1 protein-coding gene is annotated in these 624 nt (G+C 56.2%); it reads left to right on the forward strand.

The features are described 5' to 3' along the window. Window positions 1–133: 133 nt before the first annotated feature. On the forward strand, window positions 134–624 hold a 491-nt coding region (locus BK660_RS31875), incomplete at its 3' end, for an HlyD family secretion protein (RefSeq protein WP_148057543.1).

Below are 624 nucleotides of genomic sequence, written 5' to 3' on the forward strand. Positions count from 1 at the left end.
AGTTTGCCTCTGGAACGCCGCTAAGTCGTGGTGAATGGGCAAATATCAGCGGATGGCATTTACCGTTGATCGGCTGTATGCCAGATTCGCCTGCTGATAACTTTCCTTACAATTCCTCGACTACAGTTTGCCCATGCCTGCCCAACTCAAGCGTCGCCTGTTGATTTTCCTGCTGCTCGTCCTGCTGATCGCCGGGGGCTTTTTCGCCCATTGGTTTTTCAAGGGACGCTTTTATGAAAGCACCGACAACGCTTATGTCCAGGGTGAAATCACCCGTGTCTCGAGCCAATTGAGCGCGCGCATCGATGAAGTGTTGGTGCAGGACAATCAGCACGTGGAAAAAGGCCAGTTATTGGTGCGCCTTGAACCTAATGATTTCCGCCTGGCCATCGACCGCGCCAATGCCGCGCTCGCCACCCGCGAAGCCGAACGTCTGCAAGCGCAAAGCAAATTGACTCAGCAATCGAGCCTGATCGCCGCCAGCGACGCGCAAGTGGCGACCACCCAAGCGACACTTGGCCGCTCGCAAATGGACTTGTCGCGGGCCGAAACCCTGCGCAAACCCGGCTATGTTTCCGAAGAACGCGTGACCACCCTCTCCGCTGACGCTCATATTGCCCGTTC

Source organism: Pseudomonas brassicacearum, from assembly GCF_003732265.1.
Lineage (GTDB): Bacteria > Pseudomonadota > Gammaproteobacteria > Pseudomonadales > Pseudomonadaceae > Aquipseudomonas > Aquipseudomonas brassicacearum_D.